Genomic DNA, 25800 nt, shown 5'->3' on the forward strand with positions numbered 1-25800 from the left:
GAGTACGCGTGACGTCTCTATCGAGCCACCTCGGCGCCCTGGACCCCACGAGTGATCGTGCGGTCTTCCGGCAGATCGCCGACCAACTGCGCGAGGCCATCGACCGCGGGCGATTCAAGGAGGGTCAGAAGCTGCCCTCGGAGGCCGAGCTGGTGGAGCACTATGGGGTGTCCCGGATGACGGTGAGGAACTCCTTCTCCGTCCTCCAGGGCGAGGGCCTGGTCCACGCCGAGCACGGCAAGGGCGTCTTCGTCCGGCCCCGGCCCCCCGTGCGGCGACTCGCCTCCGACCGGTTCGCCCGCCGCCACCGCGAGCAGGGCAAGTCTGCGTTCATCGTGGAGGCCGACGCCGCCGGCAGTCACCCGAAGGTGGACAGCCTGGAGGTCAAGGAGGAGAAGGCCGACCAGGACATCTCCGCTCGGCTCGGGTCCGTGCGGCGAGTGCTCGCCCGGCGGCGCCGCTACCTCCTCGACGGCCGACCTGTCGAGTTCGCCACCTCCTATCTCCCGCTCGACATCGCCCGCGGCACGCAGATCGCCGAACCCAACCCCGGCCCCGGCGGCATCTACGCCCGGCTGGAAGAGCTCGGCCACCACCTCGACCACTTCGAGGAGGAGATCCGGGCCCGGATGCCCTCGCCCGCCGAGGTCAAGATGCTTCAGCTCGCCTCCGGCGTGCCCGTGATCCACCTGATCCGCACTGCCTACGACACCGAGAACCGGGCCGTGGAGGTCTGCGACACGGTCATGGCGGCGGACGCCTACGTCCTCTCCTACCAGCTCCCGGCGACCTGACCGGCGGTGCGCGAGGCCACTCCCGTGAACTCGTACACCCAGGCACGCATACTCGTATAGACGAGTGGGCAAGTTGTGTGTCAGAGTGGTCCCCGTTCTCGGCGTGATCGGGTTCGCAGACTGCATCTTGTATAGACGAGTAGATGGGAAGAAGCCTTGCGCACCATCCGTGTGGAGACCTCGGCCGCGACGATCCTGCTGACCGAGGCCGCTGAGCCCAAGGTCCGGGACCGGCAGACGGGCGAGGTCGCCAAGGACGCCAACAGCGGTGAGGCGCTGATGACGATCGGCGTCGTCTACATCGAGGACGGGGAGTCGTCCCTGATCAAAGTGACCGTTCCGGAGAGCGGGGTGTCGGAGGGGCTGCCGCTCGGTTCGCCGGTCTCGCTGCCGGGTCTGGTGGCCCGTCCGTGGGAGAGCGTGTTCAACGGTCAGCAGCGCCACGGCATCGCCTACCGGGCCGCCGCCGTCACTCCGGCCGTCTTCCCGGCCGCCATGGGGGCCACGGCCTGATGACCGACCTGACGACACTCCTGGAGGTGGGTGGTCCCCTCGCCGCACTCGGCGGTGGGGCCGCCTACGCCCGGGCCAAGCACCCCGGCGTGTACTGGTCCACGGTCGGCCTGCCGGTGACCACCGCCCGGCTGCTCAGCTCGTACGGCTCGGTCATGGAAGCCTGCGGCTTGACCGTGGCCCCGTCCCGGCTGCGGATGCTGGCGGTGCAGGCCACCACCCGCCGGGAAGTCCGGCCCGTACCGCCGCGTCGCGGGATCATTCGCCCCACCGCGACCGGACTGCGGCTCCGGCTGCGGCTCGCCCCGGGGCAGGAACCTGCCGACGTGGCCGCCTCCGCCGAGAGGCTGCGGCATGCCTGGGGCGGCCACGCCGTGTACGTCTCGATCGTCAAGCCTGGTGTGGTGGAGCTGCGGTTGGTCGGCTTCGACGTGCTACGGCGAGTGCGGATGCCGCGCAAGTCGACGGCCCGGTTCCTGAAGATCCCGGTGGCGCTGCGGGAGGATGCGATGCCCTTCGTACGGGACTACCGGACCATCCCGCATCAGCTCACCCTGGGGGCCACCCTGTCGGGTAAGTCCATGTACCTGCGGCATCTGGTCGCGGGCCTGGCCCGTCAGCCGGTCGCCCTCGTCGGCATCGACTGCAAGCGGGGTGTGGAGCTGGCGCCGTTCGCGGCCCGGCTGTCAGCGCTGGCCACCGATCCGGAACAGGCGGCCGAGCTGCTGCCCGTGCTGGTGAGGGAGATGGAGGACCGCTATGACCTGATCAAGTCCCGGCAGGGCATCGCCCCGGACACCCCTGACGAGGAGATCACCTCGGACGTCTGGGGCCTGCCCGAGGGCGAACGCCCGACTCCCGTCGTGCTGTTCGTGGACGAGGTGGCCGAGCTCTTCCTCACCGCCACGAAGAAGGAGGAAGAGCGGCGGGACGAGATGGTCACCCAGCTCATCCGGCTCGCCCAGCTCGGCCGCGCCGCCGGCATCTACCTGGAGGTGTGCGGGCAGCGCTTCGGCGCCGAGCTGGGCAAGGGCGCGACCATGCTGCGGGCCCAGCTCACCGGCCGGGTCTGCCACCGCGTGAACGACGAAGCCTCCGCCAAGATGGCGCTCGGCGACATCGCCCCTGAAGCGGTCGCGGCCGCCTGTGCCATCGCTCCCGAACGGCCCGGCCTCGCCGTCGCCGGTGACACCTCCGGCGGCTGGTCCCGCATCCGTACGCCGTACCTGTCCCTCGGCGACGCCGCCGACATCTGCCGTTCGTCCGCCCACCTGGTGCCCGCGCTGCCCGCGCTCGCGCCCTTCCGGCCCGACGTGCCGGTGCCCCCGGCCGAGAGCCCGGCACCGGTCGTGCAGCCGCGCCCCGTGACCGGCTGACCTTCTTCGGCAATCCCCGGTTGGCGTGACCGTCTCGCGCCACGTCCCTACCCCTCCCATGCCCGAAACCGGAAGAAGCCGCATCATGCGCGCCCTGCTGGCCCGTGTGGACGCGGTCCTCGTCCAAGCCGTCATCGCCGCTGCGCTGTCCTTCGCCCACCTGCACGACATCGCCCTGGCGGCCGGACAGGACGGATGGAAAGCGTGGGCCTACCCCGTCTCGGTGGACCTGCTGCTCGTGGCCGCCTGGCGCCGACTGCGGTCCGGTGAGGCGAAAGCGACTGGGTGGTGCTGGTTCGTCATCGCGCTCGCCGCCTCGCTCGGCGCGAACGTCGCCACCGCCGGCCTGCTCGACATGAATCAGGTTCCCGCCTGGTTGCGCATCCTCGTCGCGGGCTGGCCCGCAGTCGCCTTCCTCGGCGGCACCCTCCTCGCCCACTCCAAGCCAACAGCACCCAACGGCGACACGGACACCGACACCGAGCTCGGCCGGGACAGCGACGACCACAACCACGACCAGGAGGACGATCCCGAAACCGTCCCCGAGCCGCCTGCACGACCGGCCATCGAGCAAGCTCCGCCTGAGCAACCGGTACCCGTAGCAACAGCACCCGAGCAACCGGTTGCCGTGGAGGCGCCGCCCGAACGCCCCGCCTTCCCTGTCCCGGCCGCGCTCGTCGAGCACGCCCGCAAGGTCGCCACCGAGCACCGCACCCGCACCGGAACCCCCATCGACCCCCCGACGCTGCGCGCTCGCCTCGGCGTCCCTGCACCCATGGCCGAAGCCATCGCCACCCACCTCTGAAGGGAGCTCCCGTGACCGCCCACCGCCGCTTTCGCTCCGTGACCCGGATAGGCCCCGTCCAGGTCGGCACCTCCTACGACGGCCGGGGCCGCGAGAAGCACACCGCCGCCTGCACGGCTCCGCGCTGCGGCTTCTCCGCCGACTACGACAGCCGGGCCGCCGCCGAGCTGGCCGCCCGCACCCACCGCTGCCCCGTCCGCTGAAAGGGACTCTGCACCGTGACCGTCAGCCTGCCGCTCGTCCTCGTCCTCGGCTTCTTCGCCTGGGGAGCGGTCAAGTTCCTCGGCGTCCGCACCTGGGTCGTCGTCCTCATCGCCCTGTTCGGCTTCTGGCTCTCGCAGACCTTCATGGCCCCGGCCATCGAGTCCGGCACGCGCTCCGGCGTGGACATCATCAATGGCTCACATGACTAGACGAGTAGGTAAGGCGGCGCCGTAATCCCGCGCTTTGTGCCGCGTGACCAGTACCACCGCTGACCGACCACGCGCCCGACTCCCGGGGCGGCCCGATACCGCCAAGCATCGCCGCCCCGGGAGCCCCGCCCCTCCTGACCAAGCCAGCCAGAAGGAGACCGCCATCTTCACCCGCACCACTCCGCCCCCGCTCCCGGAACTGACCAAGCTGGCCCAAGACGGCACCCTGCCGGGCATCCTCCGCCAGCTCTCCGGACTCGGCGGCTGCACCACCCCCATCCGCCTCGACGGCCACCGCACCGAGTACGACATCGACACCGGAACCGGTGAAATCGGCCGCGTCCTGCACCACCTCGACTCCGCCGACCTCCCCGCCGGCCAACTCCTCGTCCGCTGCAACAACCGCCGTACGACCCGCTGTGCGGCCTGTGCCGAGGTGTACCGCCGCGACACCTTCCAGCTGATCACTTCTGGCCTGCGCGGCGGCAAGGGCGTCCCCGAACGGGTCGGCACCCACCCGCGCGTCTTCGCCACCCTCACCGCGCCCAGCTTCGGCCCCGTCCACAACCGGCCCTCCGGCCCGGCCGGGACCGTCCGCCCCTGCCGCTGCGGCGTCCGCCACGACCAGGAGGACGCCGTACTCGGCACCCCGCTCGACCCCGACACCTACGACTACGACGCGGCCGTGCTCTGGAACGCGCACGCCGGGCCGCTCTGGCAGCGCTTCTCCATCTACCTGCGCCGCGAGGTCGCCAAGCGCGCGGGCCTGTCACAGCGGCTCTTCCGGCAGCACGCGCGCGTGTCCTTCGCCAAGGTCGCCGAGTACCAGAAGCGCGGCGCCGTCCACTTCCACGCCGTCATCCGCCTCGACGGTCCCACCGGCGGCGACACCCCGCCCCCGCCCTGGGCCACCGCAGAACTGCTCACCGATGCCATCGGCGCCGCCGCTGCCAAGGTCCGCGTGGACGGCCCGGTCATCGACGGACGCGCCCACACCTTCACCTTCGGCCGCCAACTCGACGTCCGCACCATCCGCTCCGCCGACTTCAACGACGGCCAGGAGGTCACCGAGCGGGCTGTCGCCTAGTACATCGCCAAGTACGCCACCAAGGGTGCCGAGACCGCGACCGGAGCCCTGGACCGGCCGCTGAAGTTCGTCGCCGAGCTGGCCCAGCTCGACATCAGCGAGCATGCCCGGCGCCTGATCCGCGCTGCCTGGGCGCTCGGCGCCCGCAAGGACCTGGAGAACCTGCGGCTCCGGGCCTGGGCCCACATGCTCGGCTTCCGCGGCCACTTCTCCACCAAGTCCCGCCGCTACTCCACCACCCTCGGCGCCCTCCGCGACGCCCGCGCCGAATGGCGCCGCGCCCAAGCCGCGGCAGCGAACGGCCCGGAACCCGAGACGACGTACGTCCTCGCCCACTGGGTCTTCGCCGGAACCGGCCTCTCCGACGCCGAAGCCTGGCTCGCCGCGTCCCTCGAACCCGCCCCCGGCACAGAAGGAGAACCCACCCGTGCATGACGACGTGCTGTTGACGGTGCCCGACGTGATGGCGCGGCTGAAGCTCGGCCGGTCCAAGGTCTACGACCTCATCCGCTCCCGGCGCCTGCCCTCGATCACCATCGGCCGGTGCCGTCGCATCCCTGCATGGGCTGTCCGCGAGTACATCACCAACGAACTGGAGGCGGCGGCCTGATGGCCCAGCAGCGCAAGCGGAAGAACCCCAACGGTGCGGGCACCATCACCAAGCGCAAGGACGGCCGTTTCCAGTGCGCGGTGTACGTCCTCCAGCCGGACGGCACCCGCGCCCGCAAGTTCGCCTACGGCAAGACCTGGGCCGAGTGCGACGCCAAGCGTCGGGAGCTCCTCGACAAGGTGGACCAGGGCGTGCCCGTGCCCACCAGATCGGCGAGGCTCGCCGAGTGGCTGCCGTACTGGCTGGACAACATCGTCAAGCCTCGGCGGAAGCTCAGCACGTACGACAAGTACGAGGCGCACGTGCGGCTCTACCTGGTGCCCCTGCTCGGCTCCAAGCGGCTCGACTCCCTCGGCGTCGCCGACGTCCGGCGCTTCCTCGTCCGCCTGGAGAAGGAGACCACGGCGGCAACCGCCAAGGAGTCGCACCGGGTTCTGCGCTCGGCGCTGTCCTCCGCCTGCCGCGAGGAACTGATCACGCGCAACGTCGCCAAGCTCGTCGAGCCGCCCCGGACGGACACGCCCGAGCTGCGTCCCTGGACCCTGGACGAGACGCTCGACTTCCTTGCGGCATCCCGCACTGACCCGCTCTACGCGGCCTTCGTGCTCGCCATCATGATGGGGCTGCGTCGAGGGGAGATCGTCGGGCTTCGCTGGTCCGACGTCGACCTGGACAACCGCATCCTCTACGTCCGCCACCAGGTCCAGCGGCGCCGTGGCGTCCTGTACGACGACGACCCCAAGAGCCGCCGTCGCCGGGCCGTCCCGCTGCCCGCGCTCTGCATCGCGCCCCTGCGCTGGCACCGGATGCGGCAGGCGGACGCTCGCGCCAAGGCGGGGGAGAAGTGGGAGGGCTCCGACTACGTCTTCGCCACCCGGACCGGGCGCCCGATCGAGCCGCGCAACCTCTACCGCTCCTTCACGCGCGTCGCCGAGTCCGCCGGCCTTCGCGTCATCCGGCTGCACGATGCTCGCCACGGCACGGCGACCCTCCTCACCGCGGCCGGAGTCGCGCCCCGCGTCGTGATGGAGATTCTCGGGCACAGCCAGATCAGCATCACCATGGACGTCTACACGAACGTCGTGCAGGACACCCAGCGCGAGGCCATGAGCCACATGGACCGGCTGCTCAGGAGGCGCCCCAGGCGTCAGTGACCGTCGTCGTTGATGTCAGATCTAGATGTCAAAGAGCCGCCCACCCATGACGTCATGGGTGGGCGGCTCTTTGAGCTGGTGCCCCCGGCAGGATTCGAACCTGCGACACCCGCTTTAGGAGAGCGGTGCTCTATCCCCTGAGCTACGAAGGCGAGGCTCCCGCGAGCCCTGAGTGTCCTGGGACAGGTGTTGCAGCTGTGAGACGTGGCACCCCGCGTGACGCGCTGCAGCGCCTGTCAGGGCGCTCGTTCCACAGCGTACCGGATGGGGACTCGGGGGAGCGCTGGTGTCCAGGAGTCGAGTGGAAGGAGTGGCCGGAGGGGCGCGGAGAGGTTCCGGTCGGGTGGGTGGTGCGGTTCGTGAGGGCGCCCGGTCGGATGGTGACTGGCAGGGCGCGCGGGAGTGGGGCAGTGGCGTGGTGGAGGGGGGCAAGCGGCGCGAACGGTGCAGCGCGTGTGCCCGCTGCGTACCGACTGCGTAGGGAGTGAGCACGGTGGGACGGCGTGGCGCTCGGCGGGAAGCGGAACGGGTGGCGGGGGTGGCCGCCGATCGGTTGCTGCGGGTGGGCGGGAGACGTTGCGGCGGGCCGCCACCACACCCGATCTGCGGGCGGTCTTCCGTACCGATCAGGGGGCAACGACGCGCCGTTCCGTGAGCGGTGGGCCCATGACAAGGTCGTGGGTCCACCCACGGGGTGAACTGCACGGAGTCCTGTTCGTGGAAGGTGTACGTCAAGGACGGGCTGATCACCTGGGAGGCCCAGGAGACCGACTACCCGTCCACGGGGCCCGACCGGCCCGAGTACGAGCCGCGTGGCTGTCCGCGGGGCGCCGCCTTCTCCTGGTACACGTACTCGCCGACCCGGGTGCGGTATCCGCATGCGCGGGGTGTGCTGGTGGAGATGTACGGGAGGCCCGCGCGCGGCTCGGGGATCCCGTGGCGGCCTGGGCCGAGGTCACCGGGGAGCCGGAGAAGCGGCGGCGGTACCAGGCCGCGCGGGGGAAGGGCGGGCTGGTACGGATCGAGTTCGAGGACCCACGCGCCGGGATCACCGTCACCGTTGGGACGAGGCCCTGGAGATCGCGGCCGCCGCCCATGTGCACACCATCGCCGCTCACGGGCCGGACCGGGTGGCCGGGTTCTCGCCCATCCCGGCGATGTCGATGGCCTCGCACGCGGTCGGAGCCCGGTTCATGGCGCTGATCGGTGCGCCGGTGCTCACCTTCTACGACTGGTACTCGGACCTGCCGATCGCCTCGCCGCAGGTGTTCGGGGACCAGACGGACGTACCGGAGTCGGGGGACTGGTGAGACGCCGCGTATCTGGTGATGTGGGGATCGAACGTGCCGGTGACGCGGACGCCGGACGCTCACTGGATGGTCGAGGCGCGGTATCGGGGGCAGAAGGTCGTCGTCGTGTCGCCCGACTACGCGGACGCCACCAAGTTCGCGGACGAGTGGCTGCATCCGCATCCGGGGACCGATGCCGCCCTGGCCATGGCCATGGGGCATGTCGTCCTCAGCGAGTTCTTCGTGCGGCGGTCGGCGCCCTGCTTCGAGGAGTACGTGCGGCGGTTCACCGAGCTGCCGTTCCTCGTCGAGGTCGAAGCCGACGGGTGTGGCGACGTTTTCGTACCGGGCGAGTTCGTCACCGGCGGCGATGCTCGGGGAGGGCGCAGGCGGCGACCAGTGGAGGCCCGTCCTCCTCGACGCCGGCTCCGGGCGGCCCGTCGCGCCGAACGGCACCCTCGGCGACCGCTGGTTCCGGCGCGGTGAGGGGCAAGGGCGTTGGAACCTTGATCTCGGGGCTGTCGAGCCCGAGCTGAGTCTTTACCGGCCGGGTGGCGGCGGTGACAGCGTCCGAGTGGTGCTGCCCCGCTTCGACGGTGGCCGGCGCGTGTACCGCGGTGTGCCGGTGTGCCGGTGTGCCGGTGTGCCGGTGCGCGAGGTGGGGGACGGCTGGTCACCACGGTGTTCGATCTGCTGCTCGCGCAGTACGGGGTGCGCCGCGACGGGCTGCCGGGTGAGTGGTCCACCGGGTACGAGGACGCGTCACAGCCGTACACGCCCGCCTGGCAGGAGGGCGTCACCTCGGTGCCGGCGGACGCGGTGGTGCGGCTGGCGCGGGAGTTCGCGCACACCGCCGAGAAGACCCGCGGGCGCTGCGTGATCGTGATGGGGGCCGGGACGAATCACTGGTTTCACTCCGACACTATTTATCGCGCTTTTCTGGGCTTGCTGATGCTTACGGGATGTCAGGGGGTGAACGGATCCGGGTGGGCGCACGCGCCGCCCGGATCCGCCGCGCGCGGGCGGCCGCTGCTGGACACCGGTGCACTGCCGCCGGGCCATCGACGGGTCACCGCCGGGTCACGCGCACCCGGTGGTTGCCGGCCGGGTCGGTGCCCGTGACGGCGACGGTGATGCCGGCGCGTGGGTCCTCGAAGGTCTCACCGGGTACGAACGTCGCGTCCGACAGCTCCGCGTGGACGTTGGGCGCGCGGGTGCAGCCGCCGCTGTCGCGCCGCGAGTCGTACACCCGTACGGGACCGGCGCCCGTGTCGACGGTTGCGTCGACCTTGTAGACGAGGACGCCCGGGCGGCAGACCGCCTTGTCGTTGCCGCCCTGGGTACGCAGTTCGACCGCGTACGCCGTGCGCGCGTCGAGCGGGAGGACGACCAGTTTCGCGCCCCCGCGCCTCGGCAGCGGGGTGAGCGTGTACTCGGTGGTGCCCGAGGCGCTCGCGCAGCTCACCTGGGTCGCGTCCAGCCAGCCCAGCTTCCACTTGTGCCAGCCGAGCAGGTCGTTGCCGGCGCCCCAGTCCTCGCTCATGATGTCCCAGTGCCCGACGGCGCCCCCGCCCTCGTGGGTGTAGAGGTCGGGCAGCCCGAAGACGTGGCCGTTCTCGTGGGGGAGCACCCGATAGCCGGTCTCCCCGTATCCTCCGGAGCCGTCGTCCTGGCGGCTGTAGACGAAGGACGCGTTGGCGAGCGGCGCCCCGTCGGCGTCCGGCGCCTCGCGGTTGCCCGCGAAGGTCACCGACAGGACGGTGTCCAGGGCGGAGGGGCCGGCGTTCGGGGTGACCAGCACGTTCACGAGGTCGTAGGCGCGGAAGTCCACCACCGGGTCGGCCGTGGTCACCAGGTCCTCGACCAGTTTCCGGTAGCCGGGTTCGAAGGGGGCGCCGCGCTCTATGCCGTACTCGCCGAACGGCTCGGGCATGCGCAGCCAGTGCCCGACCGGCGCCTCGGGCCGGTAGTCGAGCCTTCCGTAGGAACTGGTGGCGAACCATGCGCGGGTCTGCGGGGCGAACTCCGCGAGCCGGTCCAGGGCGGTGCCCTCACCGGGGGCGTCCGAGAAGTCGATCATCAGGTTGAGGGCGCGTACGGTGCCCGTGGAGCGGGCGTAGCCGGACGGGGTCGGGACGCCCTCCGTCATCTGTACGTCGAGCGGTCCGCTGATCATGCAGGGTGCCAGGGGCGTGCCGTGGCCGAGTGGACGGGCGCCGGCGGTCTCCGTGGGGTGTCCCCTCAGGTGCCCGGTGCCCGCGGACGTGCTGACCGCGAGCGTGAGGGCGGTGACCGAGGCGAGCGCGGCCACGCGGCGGGGCCGTATCCGGCGACGGGCGCCCCGGCCGGCTCCGGCGGGGGGTATCCCGCTGATGGGAGGCATCCGGCTGGTGGCTCGCTGCATGCATGGATCCCTCGTCCCACGGCAGCCGCCGGTACCTGGCTGCACTCTTTCGATCACCCTGGAACGAGGGCGGTGCGGGCGCGCGCTGGGGAAGACCGATCGTGGGTTACCGGTCCGTACGGACGTGCGTACGGGTATGACGCAGGTCACACAAGAAGAGGCGGCCGGGCGAAATAACCGGGGACCGGCTCCCCGTTTAGTCAGGTGTCCGCGTGAAACGGGGAGCCCTTCCCCGGATCGTTGAGCGCGGCTCAAGAGCTACACGGAGCTACACGGCTCGAGAGTTACGGAGGAGTGCACCGTGCAGACCGCGCATCCCGCACCGCGTAAGGCGCCCCGGCCGCGCGCCGACGCCCTGCGCAACCGGGAGCGGATCGTCACCGCCGCCCGGGAGATGTTCGTCGAGTTCGGCCCCGAGGTGCCGCTGGACGAGATCGCCCGCCGGGCCGGCGTCGGCAACGCCACGCTGTACCGCAACTTCCCGGACCGCGACGCACTCGTACGGGAGGTCGTCTGCTCCGTCATCGACCGCACGGCCGAGGCGGCGGAGGCCGCGCTGACCGAGACGGGCGACGCCTTCGAGGCGCTGTCCCGGTTCGTGCACACCGCGGCCGACGAGCGGATCAACGCGCTGTGCCCGATGATGTCCAGCACCTTCGACCAGCACCACCCGGATCTCGTCGCCGCACGCGAGCGGGTCGAGCGGCACGTGGCGGCGCTCATGGAGCGCGCCGGCGCGGCCGGCCAACTCCGCCCGGACGTGGGCGTGGGTGACCTGATGGTCGCGGTCGCCCAGCTCAGCCGACCCCCGGCCGGCGCCGCGTGCCTGCACGTCGACCGGTTCGTACACCGTCATCTGCAGTTGTTCCTGGACGGGTTGCGGGCTCCGGCCCGGTCGGACCTGCCCGGCACGACCACGACCCTGGAGGATCTGCGGCAGGCCTGACCGTCGGCCCACACGGTCCTCCACACACGCCACTGGCAGTTCTCGCACGCTCACCCGGCCGTCGGCGACGAGCCGTGTCTTGCTGTTCGCGTTTTTTCGTTTTTTCGCCCTTTTTCTCGCGAAGTCGTTTTGCTTCGCGAGAACCTACGAAGTCCTGAAGTGGGTACCTCCATGCCTGAAACAGCCCGGGCCGCCACGGGCGCGGCACCGTCCTCCGCTCCCGATCGCCCTTCCGGCAGTCCCGATACCGGTCCCGATACCAGTTTCGATTCCAACCGCTGGAAGGCGCTCGTCTTCATCGCGCTCGCCCAGCTGATGGTCGTCCTCGACGGCACCATCGTGAACATCGCCCTGCCCACCGCCCAGCAGGACCTGGGGATCTCGGACGGCAACCGGCAGTGGGTCATCACCGCCTACGCCCTCGCCTTCGGCGGTCTGCTGCTCTTCGGCGGCCGCATCTCCGACCTGTGGGGCCGCCGGCGCACCTTCGTCACCGGACTGATCGGCTTCGCGGCGGCCTCCGCGCTCGGCGGCGCCGCCACCGGTGAGGCGATGATGCTCGGCGCCCGCGCCCTCCAGGGCGTGTTCGGCGCACTTCTCGCGCCCGCCGCGCTCTCCCTGCTGGCGGTGATGTTCACGGACGCCAAGGAACGCGCCAAGGCGTTCGGCATCTACGGGGCCATCGCCGGTGCGGGCGGCGCGGTCGGCCTCATCCTCGGTGGTGTCCTGACCGAGTACCTGAACTGGCGCTGGACGTTCTTCGTGAACATCCCGTTCGCCGTCGTCGCCGCGGTCGGCGCGTACCTCGTCGTCCGCGAGCCGGCGGGCGGCCGCAACCGCGCGCCGCTCGACATCCCGGGTGTGGTCCTGTCCACCACGGGGCTGGTCGCGCTGGTGTACGGCTTCACGCGGGCCGAGTCCGAGGGCTGGAGTGACGCGCTGACGGTCGGCATGTTCGTCGCCTCGGCCGTGCTGCTCGGAGCCTTCGTCCTCGTCGAGTCCAAGGTGCGGGCCCCGCTGCTGCCGCTGCGGGTGCTCACCGAGCGGAACCGCGGCGGGGTCTACCTCTCCCTCGGCTTCGCGGTCGTCGGGATGTTCGGGCTGTTCCTCTTCCTGACCTATTACCTGCAGGTCGTGAAGGGGTACTCACCGGTCAGGACCGGCTTCGCGTTCCTGCCGATGATCGTGGGCATGGTCACGGGCTCCACCCAGATCGGCGCCCGGCTGCTGACCCGGGTCCCGCCGCGGTTCCTGATGGGCCCCGGCTTCCTGGTCGCCGCCGTCGGCATGCTGCTGCTGACCCGGCTGGACGTCGATTCCTCGTACGCGGGACTGCTGCTGCCGGCGGAGCTGCTGCTCGGTCTCGGCATGGGTACGGCGTTCATGCCGGCCATGTCCATGGCCACGTCGGGCGTCGAACCGCGGGACGCCGGTGTCGCCTCCGCGATGGTCAACACCTCCCAGCAGGTGGGCGGCGCGATCGGTACGGCCCTGCTGAACACCGTCGCGGCCTCGGCCACCACCGCCTACCTCACGGACCACCTCGCCGCGGCGACCTCCCGCACGCAGGCGCAGCTGGTCCAGCTCGAGAGCATGGTGCACGGCTACACCAGCGCCATCTGGTTCGCGGTCGGCATCCTGGTGCTGGCCTCGGTGATCGCGGTGACCCTCGTCAACGCCGGCCGGCCCGGACCGGCCAAGCGCTCCGGCTCGGGCTCGGGCTCCGGCTCCGGCTCCGAGGACGAGCTGAAGATGCCGGTGGCGATGCACTGACCGAACGGGGCTCGTGCGCCTCGCGGTGTCCGTACGCCCCTCGGCTCCCGTGCGCCTCGCGGAGCCTGTACGCCCCTCGGCTCCCGCGCGCCTCGCGGAGCCTGTACATCCCTCGGCTCCCGTGCGCCTCGCGGTGTCCGTACACCTCACTGACGCGTCCCGGCCCGGAGCACACCTGTGGTGCCGTGCTCCGGGCCGGGACGCGTCGTCCGCGTGGCCGGGCCGTCAGCGCAGCCAGGGCAGGTCCGCGCCCGCCTCCTTCGGCTGCAGTCCCTCGGCGATGATCTGCATGAGCTCGCCGAGGGTCTGCTGCTGTTCGTGGGTGAGCCGGTCGAAGAACGCCTGCCGCACGGTGGCCACGTGACCGGGCGCGGTCTGCTTCAGCACCTCGGTCCCCTCGTCCGTCAGTACGGCGAACTGGCCCCGCTTGTCGGAGGGACAGTCCTCGCGGCGGACCCAGCCGTTCTTCTCCAGCCGCGCCACGGCGTGGGAGAGCCGCGACCTCGTGATCTTGGCGCGCATGGCCAGCTCCGTCATGCGCAGCCGCCTGCCCGGCGCCTCGGCCAGCGCCACGAGCAGACCGTAGTAGACGTGCGGCATGCCCGCGTCGCGCTGAAGCTGACGGTCGAGATGGTCGTCGAGAAGGATGGTGGCGTGCAGATACGCGCGCCAGACGCGCTGTTCCTCGGCGGTGAGCCAGCGCGGTTCTTCAGCAGCGGGTTGCGCGGATGCCGTGTTCATTACTCCATGGTACGAGACCTCTCATTGAACATTAAACAAACAAGGGGTAACTTGGTCGCAATGCTATTGAGACTTCAAGCAAGCTTGTTGCGGAGGGAGTCGCCGTATGTCCGCCGTCGCCGAGGAGCGCCCCGCCACGGAGCGCATGCCCGCCGTCTATCTCAGTCACGGCGCCCCGCCGCTCGCCGACGACCCCGTCTGGCCGGGTGAGCTGGCGGCCTGGTCGGCGAGCATGCCGCGCCCCGAGGCCGTCCTCGTCGTCTCCGCCCACTGGGAGGAGGCCCCGCTGGCCCTCGGCGCCGTCGAGACCGTCCCCCTCGTTCACGACTTCTGGGGCTTCCCCGAGCACTACTACCGGGTCCGGTACGACGCCCCCGGCGCACCCGCGCTCGCCGAGTCCGTACGCAAGCTGCTGCGTGCGCCCGGCACGCCGGTGCAGGACATGCCCGACCGGGGACTGGACCACGGCGCGTACGTGCCGCTGGTCGAGATGTACCCCGGGGCGGACATCCCCGTCCTCCAGATGTCGATGCCGACGCTGGACCCGGTGAGACTGATGGACATCGGCCGCCGGCTCGCGCCCCTGCGGGACGAGGGCGTCCTGATCGTCGGATCCGGCTTCTTCACCCACAACCTGGCCGCCCTGCGGCACCCCGGCGTTCCCGCCTGGTCCGCCGAGTTCGACGACTGGGGACAGCGTGCGCTGGCGGCCGGCGACGTGGACGCCCTGCTCGACTTCACCCGCAAGTCTCCGGCCGGCGCCCTCGCCCACCCGCGCACCGAGCACTTCGCCCCGCTCTTCGTGACGATGGGCGCCGCGGACGCCTCCGGTGAGCTGGACGCACAGCAGTCGGTGATCGACGGCTTCTGGATGGGGCTGGCGAAGCGGTCGGTGCAGTTCGGCTGACGGAGGTGCGACGGGGGTGTGGCGGTTGTGTGGGCGTAAGGGGACCGGTTAGCAGGCGTGTGCATGACTGCTTCCCGCGAGGTGACTCCATAACAGGGGACGGAGGGGCGACGGAAAGGGGGCGGAATCCCTCCGTGGGGCCTCCCGCGCGTCCGCGCCCGCGGCAACCGATACGGGGCGCGGCTCGTCTCTCAGGTCGGGAGGGCGGCAAGGGGGACGCCCCCGGCGGGAAGAAGGCGGTGACGAGTGTGAGGGGCGTCTCACTTTCAGGCCGCGTACGGAGGTGCCGATGGCCGGAGGAGCGGCTTCGATCTCGGTCCTGACCTGCACTTCTGTACGTTCGTGAGGTGTCCGACCCCGGTGTGCGGCGGGACAGGGTACTGCATGATCACGGAATTGGGGGGACGGGGTGGGAATTCTGTCCCGATTCCAGTCGTTGTTTCCTTCAGATGGTGGGCACCCGGGAGGGTGTCACCAGCGCCACAGGACCATCCGCTAGCCCTCTCTCCGGCGCACGGCGAAGCACACGGTACGTCGTGGGCGGGGAGGACTCCGATACGCAAGGGAGCTCGCATGGCAACCCGTGCCGTCGCCGCTCGTCGTAAGTCCGCCTCCGGCGGAGACGACGCGGTCAACAGCGTTCGCGCCTCGAGCGGCGAGATCGCCGACCGCGACCTGGTCGGCATGTACCTCGACGAGATCGCGCGGACGCCGCTGCTCGATGCCGCCAAGGAAGTCGAGCTGTCCCAGATCATCGAGGCGGGTGTGTTCGCGCGGCAGATCCTCGACGGCGAGGAGGAGGCCAAGGCGGATGCCACCCGCGAGGAGCTCGAAGCCCTGGTGGCCGACGCCGAGCGGGCCAAGGACATCTTCATCCGCTCCAACCTCCGCCTGGTGGTGGCCGTGGCCCGGCGCTACCCGCGCAGCGGTCTGCCGCTGCTCGACCTCATCCAGGAGGGCAACGCCGGCCTGGTGCGTGCGGTCGAGAAGTTCGACTACCGCAAGGGCTTCAAGTTCTCCACGTACGCAACGTGGTGGATCCGGCAGGCCATCACCCGTTCCATCGCCGACCAGTCGCGGACCATCCGGCTGCCCGTGCACCTCGTCGAGGAGCTGGGCCGGATCCGCCGTGTCCAGCGCGAGTTCAACCGCGAGCACGGCCGCGAGCCGGAGCCGGGCGAGATAGCCGCCGAGCTCGGCTCGACCCCGGAGCGCGTCTCGGACGTGCTGGACTGGGCGCGCGACCCGGTCTCGCTGAACATGTCGGTGGACGACGAGGGCGAGACCCAGTTCGGCGACCTGCTGGAGGACACCTCGGCGGTCTCGCCCGAGCAGTCGGTGCTCACGCTGCTGCGCAGCGAGGAGCTGGACGACCTGATCGGGCGGCTCGACGAGCGCACGGCCTCCATCATCAAGATGCGGTACGGCATCGAGGACGGCCGCGAGCGCACGCTCACCGAGGTCGGCAAGGAGCACGGTCTCACCCGTGAGCGCATCCGCCAGATCGAGAAGCACGCCCTGCTGGAGCTGAAGAAGCTCGCCCGGGACACGGGCTTCGACGCGGCCGCGTGATCCGACGCGGCCGCACGACCGCCGCCGCGTCGGCCCCGGCCGCCTGCCGGGGTCCTGTGGGCGGAGACGTGGAGAAACGTTACTTGGTGGGTTCCGGCAGCCTGCCGTGACCCGTGCGCCGCCGCCGCCACGCCCAGGTGCGGCTCGATGGCGGCGAAGGGAGGGCGGTGACGCACGCCACGTCCCCCGCCGTCGAAATTGGCTGTGTCAAGCCGCTTCAACCCCGTGTTTCCGGGGCACAAGACATCCGAGTCCATGACATCGAAAGGCCTCGAAAGGCCCGGAGCAGCCGTGCGCCCGGGACCTCAGGGTCTGCGCAGTCCTGAAGGTCACGAGGCCGGGTGCCGCCGTACAGCCGTATCCGCACTGCCGCCGTACCCGTACTGCCGCACACTCGACGGAGACCCTGGCCGGAGATGTCCGGTCACTCCGACTGCTTCGACGGTCCCCTGTTCGCTGGAGCCGGGAGCACCCGAGCGACCCGCACCATTCGCACCACCCGCGCCACCCGAAGGCCCGGCACGACGAGCCGGACCCGACCAGAGCCAAGTCCCGACGCACTCCCCCCGGCGCCGGGACCGCCCCCGAGCCGAGCTTCGGCGCCTCCCCCCTGGCGCCGGAGCTCGGCTCCTCCCCGTGGGGGGTCAGGGGCCGGTCGCGCCGCGTCCCGGTCCCATGACGGGAGCACCCCGTACCTGAACCACGGGGTGACCCGATCGGCGAATTGTGTCACAGAGGCAAACTCCGGCCCATAGCGCGACCGGCGCGAACAGCGGCCCGTCCCGACGGCCTCGCGGCCCCGTGTCCGTTTGTGTCTGTCGTATGCCCGAACCCGTTTACTTCCTGGACATCCGGACGTAGTCTTCCGCGTGAAACCACACGTTCGGGCACGAGTCGGAGGCGAACGGGCATGTACGCACCGGAACGGCAGCAGGAGATCCTCCGGCTCGCCCGTGACGGCGGGCGGGTGGACGTGGTGTCGCTGGCGGAGGAGTTCCAGGTCACGGCGGAGACCATCCGGCGCGACCTGAAGGCCCTGGACCGCGCCGGGCTCGTACGCCGGGTGCACGGCGGCGCCATACCGGCGGGCCGGCTGGACTTCGAGCCCGACCTCGCCGAGCGCGAGGGCACCGCGGCCGACGAGAAGGACCGTATCGCCCGCGCCGCGCTCGCCGAACTGCCGACCGACGGCACGGTGATCCTCGACGCCGGCACGACGGTCGCCCGCCTCGCCGCCGCCGTCCCCCTGGAGGCCACGCTCACCGCCGTCACGCACAGCCTGCCCATCGCGGCCCGGCTCGCGGACCACCCCGGCATCCAGCTCCATCTGGTCGGCGGCCGCGTCCGGAACCGTACGCGCGCGGCCGTGGACGCCTGGGCCCTGCGCGCGTACGGGGAGATCCGGGCCGACGTGCTGTTCGTCGCCGCCAACGGCTTCTCCGCCGAGTACGGACTGACCACTCCCGACCTCGCCGAGGCCGCCGTGAAGCGCGCGGCGGTCGCCGCCGCGCGCCGGGTCGTGCTGCTCGCCGACTCGGCCAAGCACGGCCAGGAGCACTTCGCCCGCTTCGGCGGCCTCGACGACGTGGACCTGCTGATCACCGACAGCGGGCTGAGCCCCGAGGACGCCGCCGCCATCGAGCGCGGCGGCACGGAAGTAGTGCGAGCATGATCCTCACCGTCACCCCCAACCCCTCTCTCGACCGTACGTACGAGATTCCCTCGCTCGACCGCGGCGAGGTCGTCCGCGCCACCGGCGAACGCGTGGACCCGGGGGGCAAGGGCGTCAACGTGTCGAGGGCGGTCGCCGCGGCGGGGCGGCGCACGGTGGCCGTACTGCCGCTGGGTGGTGCGCCGGGCGCGCTCGTCGCCGACCTGCTCGACGCGCAGGGCATCGAGGTCGCCCCGGTGCCGGTCGCCGGCGCCACCCGTTCCAACATCGCGCTGGCCGAGGCCGACGGCGTACTGACGAAGATCAACGCTCCGGGGCCGGAGCTGTCCGCCGCCGAGGAGGAGTCCCTCCTGGAGACCGTGCGCGACCGGTCCCGGGGCGCCTCCTGGATCGCCTGCTGCGGCAGCCTGCCCCGTGGGCTCGCGCCCTCCTGGTACGCCGCGCTGGTCGCCCGCGCCCACGCCGCCGGCGTCCGGATCGCGCTCGACACCTCCGGGCCCGCGCTCCTGGCCGCCCTCCGGGAACGCCCCGACGTGGTCAAGCCCAACGCCGAGGAGCTCGCCGGGGCGGTGGGCCGCCCCCTGACCACCGTCGGTGACGCGGTGAAGGCCGCCGAGGAACTGCGCGCGCTGGGCGCGGACGCCGTGCTGGCCAGCCTCGGCGCGGACGGGCAGGTGCTCGTCACCGCCTCGGGCGCCTGGTACGGCAGCGCCCGCGTGGACACCGCCGCCGTCCGCAGCAACGTCGGCGCCGGGGACGCCTCCCTCGCCGGTTTCCTGATCGCGGGCGGCGACGGCCCCGAGGCCCTCGCCTCCGCGGTGGCGCACGGCGCGGCCGCCGTACGGCTGCCCGGCAGCGTGATGCCGACCCCGGCCGACCTGGAACCGGCCGCGGTGACGGTGACGGCGGAGGTTCCGGTGGAGCGAGTGCTCACGGAGCCGGTGTCATGACCGTCCGCCCGCGCCGCCCCTGCTTCCCTGTCCGTCCCAGCCGCACCTCTGTCCCCATCCCCGCCCGACCCGACGAGCCTCGGGCGATACGCGAGCGAAGGAGCCCGCGATGAGCGAGATGATCACCGCGGACCTGGTCGACCTCGACCTGTCCGCCGACACCAAGGAAGCGGCGGCGCGCGCCCTCGCCGAACGGATGGTGGCCAAGGGCCGGGTGACCGACCTGGACGGCTTCCTCGCCGACGTGGCCGCACGCGAGGCGCAGATGCCGACCGGTCTCGACGGCGGCATCGGCATCCCGCACTGCCGCAGCGCGCACGTCACCGAGCCGACCCTCGCCTTCGGGCGCAGCGCGGCCGGGATCGACTTCGGCGCGCCGGACGGGCCCGCCGACCTCATCTTCCTGATCGCCGCCCCGGCCGGTGCCGACGACGCCCACCTGACGATCCTGTCGTCCCTCGCCCGGCAACTGATGAACGCCGAGTTCACGACCGCGCTGCGGGCCGTCGACGACGCGGGACGCGCCGCCGCGCTGATCCGGGGCGACGCGCGGACCGACGACGACGCCCGGGACGACGCCCGGGACGACGCCCGGGCTCCCGCCGAAGGGAAGCCCACGGACTCCGCGGCGGCACCGGACGGAACGGCCTCCTCCGGTGCCGCCGCGGGCAGCACCCCCACCGAACCGACGGTCACCGAACCGACGGTCACCGCGCCGACGGACACCCCGCCGGCCGGCACCGCGGGGGAGAGCCCTCGTCCGTTCCGTATCGTCGCCGTCACCTCCTGCCCCACCGGCATCGCGCACACCTACATGGCCGCGGAGTCGCTGGAGAACGCCGGCCGTGACGCCGGTGACGTGGAGCTCGTCGTCGAGACGCAGGGCTCGGCCGGTTTCACCCGGCTCGACCCGGAGGTCATCGCCGCCGCCGACGGCGTGATCTTCGCCCATGACGTCTCCGTACGGGAGAAGGAACGGTTCGCCGGGAAGCCCACCGTGGACGTCGGGGTGAAGGCGGGCATCAACCGGCCCGCCGAGCTGATCGCCGAGGTGCGCGACAAGGCCGCGCGCGGTGAGGTCACGGCCGCGGCCCGGCCCGGCTCGACCCCCGTCGAGCGCGGCGGCGAGCCCGGCGAGGGCTACGGCACCAAACTGCGCAAGTGGCTGATGAGCGGCGTGAGCTACATGGTCCCGTTCGTCGCGGCCGGCGGTCTGCTCATCGCGCTCGGCTTCGCGCTCGGCGGCTACGACATCAACGAGGCCGAGCCGGTCACCGAACACTTCGTCTGGACCCAGCTCGACAGCTGGGCCGCGCTGCTGCACCAGACCGGCGGCGTCGCCTTCGGCTTCCTGATCCCCGTCCTCGCCGGATACATCGCGTACGGCATGGCGGACCGGCCCGGGCTCGTGCCCGGCTTCGTCGGCGGCATGATCTCCTCCACCATCGCCGCCGGCTTCCTCGGCGGTCTGGTCGCGGGTCTGCTGGCGGGCGCGGTCGTCCTCGCGATCCAGCGGATCAAGATCCCGCCGGTGCTGCGCGGCATCATGCCGGTGGTCGTGATCCCGCTGATCTCGTCGATGGTCGTCGGCTTCCTGATGTTCGTGGTGATCGGCAAGCCTATCGCCGAGGTGCAGAAGGGGCTGACGGACTGGCTGAGCGGCCTCTCCGGCACCAACGCCGTCCTGCTCGGCGTGCTGCTCGGCCTGATGATGTGCTTCGACCTGGGCGGCCCGGTCAACAAGGTCGCCTACGCGTTCGGCACGGCCGGCATCGCCGTCCAGGACCCGAGCGACTCGGCGATGATGGTGATGGCCGCCGTCATGGCCGCCGGTATGGTCCCCCCGCTCGGCATGGCCCTGGCCACCACGGTCCGCAGGAAGCTGTTCACCCCGACCGAGCGCGAGAACGGCAAGGCCGCCTGGGTCCTCGGTGCCTCCTTCATCTCCGAGGGCGCGATCCCGTTCGGCGCCGCCGACCCGCTGCGGGTCATCCCCGCCTCCATGGCGGGCGGCGCGGTCACCGGCGCGCTGACCATGGCCTTCGGCTCGACGCTGCGCGCCCCGCACGGGGGCGTCTGGGTCACCTTCCTGATCGGCAGCCCGTTCCTGTACCTGCTGGCCATCGCGGCCGGTACGGCGGTCACGGCCGGCCTGGTCATCGTCCTGAAGAGCATGCGCGGGCCCCAGCCGGGCGCGGCGACCGAGCCCCGGTCCGCCTCCGCCACCGAGACCGGGGCGAAGGAGCCGGTCGCGGCCTGAACCGGTAGAACCCTCAGCCGGTCGTGGTTCGGTCCACGACCCACCGCACGGCGGCCGCAGCCCTGGGACAGGGGGCTGCGGCCGCCGCCCCCTTGCCGCTGCTTCCCTCCCGCTTCCTCCTCCTCTTTCCTCGCGTCGCCTCCTCCCTCCTCCCCCCTCCCTCTCTTTTTCTCCGTCCGCTTCCGCCTGTTTCGATCCATCTCGTCCAGCTCATCCAGTTCGCCGGACCTGCGAGATGAATCACGTTCCGTGATCGACGTCCCGGAACGTGGTGTTCACTGGAACGCATGCCTGAACACGCGTCGATCCTTCAGCTGGTGGGCGTGGCCACCCTCGCCGTGTCGGCGGTCATCTGGGTCGCCGTGCTGGTCCGCGTCCTGCGCCGGGACATGCCCGCGCACCGCGCCCGTCTCGCACGCTCGGCCCGCCGCCGTACCGGCACCCTCCGCGGGCTGCCCCGCCAGCGCAGCTCCGCCCCGTCGGCCGAGAACGTGGAACTGACCGCGGCGGAGCGGGAGGCCTTCGTCGACCTGATCCGCCGACTCGGCGACAGCCGCTCACAGACCGGCGGGCCGAGCGGGGAACTGGGACTCGGGGAGACGGGACGCCCGTAGCGGGCCGCTCACCCCGCGCTCGTCGCCCGTCGCTCCATCGCGGCCCGGGCCGCGTCCTCCGTCGCGTAGACCTCGCACATGTGGCGGCCGTCCGGGGTCGCCGTGTGCTCGACCTCCCACAGGGAGATCTCCCGCCCGTCGGTGAGTAAGAACGCGTGCTCGTACAGCGAGAAGTTCGGCCCCGTACGTCCGGTCCGGCACGGGCGCCCGAACGCCTGCGTGATCTCGTGAGCGAACGCCGTCCGCAGCAGCAGGTCGGCCAGCTCGCCGCTCGGCGCGTCGGGGTTCTCCGCGCGCCGCAGCAGCCGTCGCGCGTGGTCGGCCGAGTTCTCCGGCAGGTACTCGTGGCGCGGCTCGGGCAACTGCGCCGGTTCGAGCGTCACCGGCAGTTCCAGCTCCGGGGCGTCCGGCGGCAGCGGCAGCCGTGCGGTGGCGGTGCGCAGCTCCTCCTCGTCCACGTACAGCTCGTGCTGCGGGCCGTTGGCCGGGGACGCCGTGTTGTGCACGAGCTCCCACAGGGTGAGGGCACGGCCGTCGGCGAGCAGCCAGGTGTGCCGGTAGGTCGACCGGTGCAGTCCCGAGCTGTAGTGCGCCGAGTGCAGCGAACTGTCGTACGCCAGCGCGCAGTCCAGCTGCCGTATCGTCTCGTCGGGCAGTTCGAAGGAGTTCAGGGCGCGACCGAGAAGTCGCGCGAGATGCTCCTCCGGAGACTCGGGCGACTCAGGCGGCTCGTACGCTGCCGTCTCGTACGGAACGCTCAAGGCTTCTCCTGGCATTGCTGCATGTCACCTTGTGGGTGCATACCGTAGCCCCTCGATCGGACATTATGTCCGGGATCCGAGAAAACGTACGTCCAAAAAACGCACGAGCCCGGAGGGGCGTTCCCGGACAGTCCCACAATTCGCCCCAAGCCACCTGCCGAGAACCCTTTTTCACCCGGCCTTCACCTCGACCGCACCTCCTGCCCCCTATTCCCCGTACAGCGCGCCGTAAGCAGCCCATGCCCCACTCGGGCCCTCAGCGTTGTCCCGCGTGCTTCGGACCTCGTCCCACGTACGCTGGAAGCATGAGTGACGCCTCCTCCGCACCCGGCCCGCGCGACCCCGGGGCCGCGCTGATCTTCGACGACCCGCTGAGCCGACGGTCGGCGGACGACACGGACCACGGCTGGGGCGAGCCGGCCGGTGACGCCGAGCGTGACGGTGCGGCCGATCTGAGGCGCTTCCTGGACGAGAAGCCGCCCCACCACCTCTGAGGCGAGGCTACGGGCGGTTCCGCCCCGCGTCCCGCTCGGCCACCAGGAGGTCCCGGATCTCCTGGAGGACCTGCAGCTCGGTCACCTGGACGACCTCCTGGGTGGCCTCCTTCCGCTTCCGGCGGGCCTCCTGCCGTGCGAGGTACCTGGACATCGGCAGGACCATGAGGAAGTAGACGACGGCGGCGGTGATCAGGAAGGTGAGGGTGGCCCCGAGCACCGAGCCCCACATCATCTGCACGCCCTGCTTCACCGTGCCGTCCGCGGCCACTTCGCACGGACCCTTGATGCACCAGCTGTAGCCGTCGAGGTTCATCGTGCCGAACGCGCCCACCAACGGGTTGATGATTCCCTTCACCACCGCGTTCACGATGCTGGTGAAGGCCGCGCCGATGACCACCGCCACGGCGAGGTCCACGACGTTGCCCCGCATCAGGAAGGCCTTGAACCCCTCCAGGATGTTCGGCTTCTTCTGCTCGCTCACCACGGAACCTTCCTGTCCTCTTCGCTGTGCCGATCGTTGCGGAACGAATGACTCCGCAACCTACGACAGGATGTCCGGGAGCTGTCCAGCCGGCCCTCACCACAGGACCACCGCCAACCGCGATGCCACGCCCGCACCGGCCAGCCGTGCCGCCGTGGCGCGGGGCACGGACAGGACGACCAGCGCGCCGGTCTCGGCGGCGCTCACCGTCGGCACCTCCGTGACCCGCGCCCCGCGTGCGATCACCCGGGCGTCACCGTCACCCGTGGCCGGGCCCCCGGCCGCGATCACGTCGACCCGGTCACCGGGGCGCAGCAGGCGGACCGTGGCGCCGTCGGCGATCCGCACCGGCGCGGACACCGCCGTGACCGTGCGCCTCGCGACCCGCCGCTCCTCGCGCACCGGTTCCGTCACCGGGTGACCGCGCGCCCGCCCGCCGTCCGGTACCGGCTCGGCTCCGCGCGGTCCCGCGGCCACCAGCGCCGCCGCGGTCACGGCCAGCCCGGCCGCCAGGGCCCGTCGGCGGCACCGCGCCAGCCGCCGCAACCGGGCCCGCACCCCGCTCACCCGCAACGGAGGAAAAGCCGGGACCTCACAGGTCGGGGGAACGGACGGGAAGGACGGGGGGAGGGGGACGGGAGGAACGGACTTACGGGAGGACACGGGTGTACGAGAGGAGACGGGTGTACGGAAGGAGACGGGCGTACGGAAGGACACGGGCGTACGAGCGGACACGAGGCCACCACCTGCTGCGTGAGATCGGCTTGCGGTCCCACGATGAGGCTTCGTCGCGCAGCCCGTCGGCGTCCGTGGACAACCCGGGGCCTGGGGAAAACCTCCTCACCCGAACGGGAGAGTCCGCCCGGGTCCCCGCCTCGTCACGGCATCACGAACCCCGGATCCATCCCGCCCAGCGCCCCGCCGCACGGGCAGTCCCGTGCCTCGTTGGACGGCAGCGCGGCGACCGCGTCGAACAGCACGTCCCGCAGCCGGTCGACGTTCGCGGCGAACACGCGCAGCACGTCCTCGTGGGAGACGCCCTCGCCCGTCTCGGCGCCCGCGTCGAGGTCGGTGACGAGATTCAGCGAGGTGTAACAGAGCTCCAGCTCGCGCGCGAGGGACGCCTCGGGGTGGCCCGTCATGCCCACCACGGACCAGCCCTGCGACCGGTGCCAGACCGACTCGGCGCGCGTCGAGAACCGCGGCCCCTCGATGACGACCAGCGTGCCGCCGTCCACCGCCTCCCAGCCCTTGCCGCGTGCCGCCGCCAGGGCGACCTCACGGCCGGTGGGGCAGTACGGGTCGGCCAGCGAGACGTGGACCACGTTCGGGACGCTGCCGTCGGGCAGCGGCAGCCCGTCGAAGTAGGTCTGCGCCCGGGACTTCGTACGGTCCACGAGCTGGTCCGGCACGAGCAGGGTGCCCGGTCCGTACTCCGGCCGCAGCCCGCCCACCGCGCACGGACCGAGCACCTGGCGCACGCCGACCGACCGCAGCGCCCACAGGTTGGCGCGGTAGTTGATGCGGTGCGGCGGCAGGTGGTGGCCGCGCCCGTGGCGGGGCAGGAAGGCGACCCGGCGCCCGGCGAGCTCGCCGAGGAAGACCGAGTCGCTGGGCGGCCCGTAGGGGGTGTCGACCTGTATCTCGGTGACGTCGTCGAGGAAGGAGTAGAAGCCGGAACCGCCGATCACACCGATCTCGGCGGCGCCGTTGCCCGTGTTCGCCATGCCCGCACCCTAACCGGGGCCCGGAAACGCCGAGGACCCCGCCGTCGTGCGACAGCGGGGTCCCGAGAGTCTGCGGATGCCCGGGGGAGTCCGAGCCCGGTGCCCGGACCTGCTTACGCGGCCGAGCTGCTGCTCGCGGACGAGGACGAGGACGACGACCCCGTCGAGGAGGACGCCGAGGACGAGGACGACGACGAGTCGGAGGAACCCGAGGACGAGCCCGACGACTTCGAGGCCGATGCCGGGCTGCTGCTCGACGACGAGCCGCGGCTGTCGTTCCGGTAGAAGCCGGAGCCCTTGAAGACGATGCCGACCGCGGAGAAAACCTTCTTCAGGCGGCCACCGCAGTTGGGGCACTCGGTCAGGGCGTCGTCGGTGAACTTCTGCACCGCTTCGAGGCCCTCACCGCACTCGGTGCACTGGTACTGGTACGTCGGCACTGTGTCTTCCTCCT

Annotated in this window: 24 protein-coding genes, 1 tRNA gene and 2 pseudogenes; 19 read left to right on the forward strand and 8 right to left on the reverse strand. The window is 71.5% G+C overall.

Going from position 1 to position 25800, the window contains the following annotated elements; genetic code table 11:
* Positions 1–8 precede the first annotated feature (8 nt).
* The 9 genes and pseudogenes from IEZ04_RS01240 (at position 9) to IEZ04_RS01280 (ending at position 6752) form a co-directional block, all read left to right on the forward strand.
* Complete coding sequence (locus IEZ04_RS01240) at positions 9–794, forward strand: GntR family transcriptional regulator (protein ID WP_189214714.1); 786 nt, start codon at positions 9–11, stop codon at positions 792–794.
* A 156-nt stretch (positions 795–950) separates the two neighbouring features.
* Positions 951–1307: an SCO3933 family regulatory protein gene (locus IEZ04_RS01245; RefSeq protein ID WP_189214715.1), complete on the forward strand. Its 357-nt coding sequence runs from the start codon at positions 951–953 to the stop codon at positions 1305–1307.
* Complete coding sequence (locus IEZ04_RS01250; RefSeq protein ID WP_189214716.1) at positions 1307–2683, forward strand: FtsK/SpoIIIE domain-containing protein; 1377 nt, start codon at positions 1307–1309, stop codon at positions 2681–2683. Before IEZ04_RS01245 ends, IEZ04_RS01250 begins: the two co-directional genes overlap by 1 nt.
* 85 nt (positions 2684–2768) lie before the next feature.
* Positions 2769–3488 carry a DUF2637 domain-containing protein gene (locus IEZ04_RS01255; RefSeq protein WP_189214717.1) on the forward strand — a complete coding sequence of 240 codons (720 nt, stop codon included), beginning with the start codon at positions 2769–2771 and terminating at the stop codon, positions 3486–3488.
* An 11-nt stretch (positions 3489–3499) separates the two neighbouring features.
* On the forward strand, positions 3500–3691 hold the full coding sequence (locus tag IEZ04_RS01260; RefSeq protein WP_189214718.1) for a mobile element transfer protein: 192 nt from the start codon (positions 3500–3502) through the stop codon (positions 3689–3691).
* A gap of 15 nt (positions 3692–3706) precedes the next feature.
* Positions 3707–3901, forward strand: coding sequence for a hypothetical protein (locus IEZ04_RS01265; RefSeq protein WP_189214719.1), 195 nt, complete (start codon positions 3707–3709; stop codon positions 3899–3901).
* 208 nt (positions 3902–4109) lie between these two features.
* Positions 4110–5423: pseudogene (locus IEZ04_RS01270) on the forward strand (replication initiator).
* The gene (locus IEZ04_RS01275; RefSeq protein WP_189214720.1) at positions 5416–5598 is read left to right on the forward strand and encodes a helix-turn-helix domain-containing protein; all 183 of its coding nucleotides are present in this window, start codon (positions 5416–5418) and stop codon (positions 5596–5598) included. Before IEZ04_RS01270 ends, IEZ04_RS01275 begins: the two are co-directional and overlap by 8 nt.
* Positions 5598–6752 carry a tyrosine-type recombinase/integrase gene (locus IEZ04_RS01280; RefSeq protein WP_189214721.1) on the forward strand — a complete coding sequence of 385 codons (1155 nt, stop codon included), beginning with the start codon at positions 5598–5600 and terminating at the stop codon, positions 6750–6752. The genes IEZ04_RS01275 and IEZ04_RS01280 overlap by 1 nt, the downstream gene beginning before the upstream one ends.
* Positions 6753–6828: 76 nt before the next feature.
* Here IEZ04_RS01280 and IEZ04_RS01285 read toward each other — a convergent pair.
* Positions 6829–6904, reverse strand: a tRNA-Arg gene (locus IEZ04_RS01285).
* A 396-nt stretch (positions 6905–7300) separates the two neighbouring features.
* Here IEZ04_RS01285 and IEZ04_RS36230 point away from each other — a divergent pair.
* A pseudogene (locus IEZ04_RS36230) lies at positions 7301–9037 on the forward strand (molybdopterin-dependent oxidoreductase); the annotation flags it as partial.
* 73 nt (positions 9038–9110) lie between these two features.
* Here IEZ04_RS36230 and IEZ04_RS01295 read toward each other — a convergent pair.
* Complete coding sequence (locus IEZ04_RS01295; RefSeq protein ID WP_229820831.1) at positions 9111–10424, reverse strand: M6 family metalloprotease domain-containing protein; 1314 nt, start codon at positions 10422–10424, stop codon at positions 9111–9113.
* Between the two features lie 322 nt (positions 10425–10746).
* Here IEZ04_RS01295 and IEZ04_RS01300 point away from each other — a divergent pair, with 322 nt between their 5' ends.
* Both IEZ04_RS01300 and IEZ04_RS01305 read left to right on the forward strand, forming a co-directional pair.
* Entirely contained in the window at positions 10747–11391 is a 645-nt protein-coding gene (locus IEZ04_RS01300; protein WP_189214723.1) for a TetR/AcrR family transcriptional regulator, read from the forward strand.
* Positions 11392–11562: 171 nt separating this feature from the next.
* Complete coding sequence (locus IEZ04_RS01305; protein ID WP_189214724.1) at positions 11563–13164, forward strand: MFS transporter; 1602 nt, start codon at positions 11563–11565, stop codon at positions 13162–13164.
* A 225-nt stretch (positions 13165–13389) separates the two neighbouring features.
* On the opposite strand, the gene IEZ04_RS01310 is transcribed toward IEZ04_RS01305, so the two are convergent.
* Entirely contained in the window at positions 13390–13905 is a 516-nt protein-coding gene (locus tag IEZ04_RS01310; RefSeq protein ID WP_189214725.1) for a MarR family winged helix-turn-helix transcriptional regulator, read from the reverse strand.
* 145 nt (positions 13906–14050) lie between these two features.
* Here IEZ04_RS01310 and IEZ04_RS01315 point away from each other — a divergent pair, with 145 nt between their 5' ends.
* The 6 genes from IEZ04_RS01315 (at position 14051) to IEZ04_RS01340 (ending at position 21880) form a co-directional block, all read left to right on the forward strand.
* Complete coding sequence (locus tag IEZ04_RS01315; RefSeq protein ID WP_189215346.1) at positions 14051–14812, forward strand: dioxygenase family protein; 762 nt, start codon at positions 14051–14053, stop codon at positions 14810–14812.
* Between the two features lie 573 nt (positions 14813–15385).
* The gene (locus IEZ04_RS01320) at positions 15386–16384 is read left to right on the forward strand and encodes a sigma-70 family RNA polymerase sigma factor (RefSeq protein ID WP_189214726.1); all 999 of its coding nucleotides are present in this window, start codon (positions 15386–15388) and stop codon (positions 16382–16384) included.
* Between the two features lie 910 nt (positions 16385–17294).
* Positions 17295–18056: a DeoR/GlpR family DNA-binding transcription regulator gene (locus IEZ04_RS01325; protein WP_189214727.1), complete on the forward strand. Its 762-nt coding sequence runs from the start codon at positions 17295–17297 to the stop codon at positions 18054–18056.
* Entirely contained in the window at positions 18053–19006 is a 954-nt protein-coding gene (pfkB, locus tag IEZ04_RS01330) for a 1-phosphofructokinase (protein ID WP_189214728.1), read from the forward strand. Before IEZ04_RS01325 ends, pfkB begins: the two co-directional genes overlap by 4 nt.
* Before the next feature lie 109 nt (positions 19007–19115).
* Entirely contained in the window at positions 19116–21266 is a 2151-nt protein-coding gene (locus tag IEZ04_RS01335; RefSeq protein WP_189214729.1) for a fructose-specific PTS transporter subunit EIIC, read from the forward strand.
* 287 nt (positions 21267–21553) lie between these two features.
* The gene (locus IEZ04_RS01340; RefSeq protein ID WP_189214730.1) at positions 21554–21880 is read left to right on the forward strand and encodes a hypothetical protein; all 327 of its coding nucleotides are present in this window, start codon (positions 21554–21556) and stop codon (positions 21878–21880) included.
* Positions 21881–21888: 8 nt separating this feature from the next.
* Here the strand turns inward: IEZ04_RS01340 and IEZ04_RS01345 are convergent, their stop codons facing one another.
* Entirely contained in the window at positions 21889–22641 is a 753-nt protein-coding gene (locus IEZ04_RS01345) for a DUF6227 family protein (RefSeq protein WP_189214731.1), read from the reverse strand.
* A gap of 305 nt (positions 22642–22946) precedes the next feature.
* Here IEZ04_RS01345 and IEZ04_RS01350 point away from each other — a divergent pair, with 305 nt between their 5' ends.
* A complete protein-coding gene (locus tag IEZ04_RS01350; RefSeq protein WP_189214732.1) occupies positions 22947–23135 on the forward strand; it encodes a hypothetical protein in 189 nt (62 codons plus the stop codon).
* A 7-nt stretch (positions 23136–23142) separates the two neighbouring features.
* Here the strand turns inward: IEZ04_RS01350 and mscL are convergent, their stop codons facing one another.
* The 4 genes from mscL to IEZ04_RS01370 all read right to left on the reverse strand — a co-directional run bounded on the left by mscL (position 23143) and on the right by IEZ04_RS01370 (position 25786).
* A complete protein-coding gene (gene mscL, locus IEZ04_RS01355; RefSeq protein ID WP_308429759.1) occupies positions 23143–23619 on the reverse strand; it encodes a large conductance mechanosensitive channel protein MscL in 477 nt (158 codons plus the stop codon).
* 96 nt (positions 23620–23715) lie between these two features.
* Positions 23716–24186, reverse strand: a complete 471-nt coding sequence (locus tag IEZ04_RS01360; RefSeq protein WP_373296234.1) for a hypothetical protein — start codon at positions 24184–24186, stop codon at positions 23716–23718.
* Positions 24187–24497: 311 nt separating this feature from the next.
* The gene (locus IEZ04_RS01365) at positions 24498–25346 is read right to left on the reverse strand and encodes an S-methyl-5'-thioadenosine phosphorylase (RefSeq protein WP_189214734.1); all 849 of its coding nucleotides are present in this window, start codon (positions 25344–25346) and stop codon (positions 24498–24500) included.
* A 113-nt stretch (positions 25347–25459) separates the two neighbouring features.
* Complete coding sequence (locus IEZ04_RS01370) at positions 25460–25786, reverse strand: FmdB family zinc ribbon protein (RefSeq protein WP_189214735.1); 327 nt, start codon at positions 25784–25786, stop codon at positions 25460–25462.
* Positions 25787–25800 lie beyond the last annotated feature (14 nt).

It is taken from the genome of Streptomyces ruber (assembly GCF_014648075.1).
Lineage (GTDB): Bacteria > Actinomycetota > Actinomycetes > Streptomycetales > Streptomycetaceae > Streptomyces > Streptomyces ruber.